Annotated in this window: 2 protein-coding genes; both read left to right on the plus strand. The window is 49.5% G+C overall.

What is annotated here, in order from left to right; genetic code table 11:
• The coding region (locus ACPGUT_RS15975) for a DNA translocase FtsK (protein ID WP_423993100.1) at positions 1-731 on the plus strand (731 nt) is incomplete at its 5' end.
• Positions 732-1,036: 305 nt separating this feature from the next.
• On the plus strand, positions 1,037-2,334 hold a 1,298-nt coding region (locus ACPGUT_RS15980), incomplete at its 3' end, for a M10 family metallopeptidase C-terminal domain-containing protein (RefSeq protein ID WP_423993102.1).

Genomic DNA, 2,334 nt, shown 5'->3' on the forward strand with positions numbered 1-2,334 from the left:
GTTTTGACGAAGAAACCGGCGATCCGATCTTTGAGACTGAAGAAAACAAGCCCGAGAAAATGCCATATATCGTGGTGGTCGTCGATGAGATGGCCGACCTAATGATGGTTGCAGGTAAAGAAATCGAAGCCTGCATTCAGCGTCTGGCGCAGATGGCGCGCGCGGCGGGCATCCACATCATCATGGCGACACAGCGCCCGTCTGTGGATGTGATTACCGGTACGATTAAGGCCAACTTCCCAACCCGAATTTCGTTCCAGGTGACGTCGAAAATTGACAGCCGCACCATCCTTGGCGAACAGGGCGCAGAACAACTGCTTGGCATGGGTGACATGTTGTATATGGCAGGGGGTTCTAAAATTACCCGTGTGCATGGGCCGTTCTGTTCCGATGAAGAAGTCGAAGAAATCGTCAACCACCTGAAAGCCTTTGGTCCGCCTGAGTATATTGGCGGTGTGGTCGATGGCCCGGATGATGACAAGGCGGATAATATCGATGCCGTGCTGGGGCTGAACACGGGTGGCAACACCAATGGTGAAGATGCGCTGTATGATCAGGCCGTGGCGATTGTGATCAAGGATCGCAAATGTTCTACATCTTATATCCAACGAAAATTGGCGATCGGCTACAACAAGGCCGCGCGTCTGGTTGAACAGATGGAAGATGAAGGGCTTGTCAGTGCCGCGAACCATGTTGGCAAACGCGAGATTCTTGTGCCTGAACAGGCTTGACCTGAAATGTTACAATTCGGCAGATGATTATATCTGTCGAATTGTCCGTTTTTCGACCCTGTAAAACAAAGTATTTAGCCAGGCATCTTGTCTGGTTTTGCTCGTGTTGAAACGAATTTGAAAGACTGTTTTCTGTACGGAAGGCAGGCTGCTTCCTATCATCTGAGTAGGGCAGTGGGTAAATTCAAGTTGACGGAAATGGTCGCGTTATAACCACCGATTGGTGACGGATGGCGTTTTTCCCAGTTCAGTGATTTGATACGCGTTGTGAACTGCCTGCACTGGATGCAAATGAGGTAGGTGGTATGTGTCGCTATTGCAATGATGATCAAAACGACGAAGTTCATACTGATGGGTTGCCTTTGCCTTTGGCGGCGGTTTCCGGGTCATTGGATGATATGAAAAACTACCTGATCAACGGATATTGGAGCGACAATTCATTCAGAGCGCATCAGTTCAATCCGGGGTCTTCAGGAAATATTACGGTGAATTTGACTGGGTTGACCAGCAATGGACAGCAACTGGCACGCTGGGCGATGGAAGCTTGGGAGAACGTTGCCAACCTGAATTTTATTGAAACAACATCCGGTGGCGCGCAATTAACCTTTGATGACAATCAGTCAGGGGCGTTTGCCGGGGCTGATTATGTCATGGGAAACACAACATATTCCGCAAGTGTGAATGTTGGAACGGGATGGCTGAATTCTTATGGCACGCAGATTGATACCTATAGTTTTCAGACGTATATCCACGAAATTGGCCACGCCTTGGGTTTGGGACACCAAGGTGATTATAATGGTTCTGCCACATATGGTGTCCACAATGATTTCATCGAGGACAGTTGGCAGCTTTCGCTGATGTCGTATTTTAGTCAAAATGAAAATACGAATACTTCTGCCAGTTACGCTTTTACGATGACGCCGATGATGGTGGATGTCCTGGCAATACAGGAAATGTATGGTGCGCCTCAGGGCAGTGGTGGGCAAGCTGGCAATACGGTGTACGGGAAAAACTCCAACGCAGGCGGTTATCTGGAGCAGCTGTTTGACGCGATGGTCGCGGATGTATCTACTTCGGTTTATCGTGGAAATACCGTCGCCATTACACTGTATGATAAGGGGGGGCATGATCGGATAGATCTGAGCTTTTCTTCTGACAACAATATGTTGAACCTGAACTCAGGAAGTTTTTCGGACATTCTTGGGCGGATTGGAAACCTTGCTATTATGCAGGGTACCGTGATCGAAGATGCGTTTCTTGGCGCGGGACAAGACACGGTCATTGGCAATCATGCGGACAATGCAATCTACGGCAACGCCGGCAATGATGATCTGCGTGGCGGTGACGGGAATGATCGCTTGGTTGGCGGAGCCGGCAACGATAGCCTGAATGGAGACAATGGCGATGACACCCTGAAATCGAAAGGTGGCGACGACACGATGTTTGGTGGATCCGGAAATGATCGGCTGATTGGCGATGATACCGGTAATGAAACCATGTTTGGAGGCACGGGGGCTGACACCTTAATGGGGTTGGATGGACAGGATACGCTGAATGGTGGTGCGGGCGGTGATTTCATTTACGGCGGAATGGGAAATGACAT

Source organism: Halocynthiibacter sp. (genome assembly GCF_049608145.1).
Lineage (GTDB): Bacteria > Pseudomonadota > Alphaproteobacteria > Rhodobacterales > Rhodobacteraceae > Halocynthiibacter.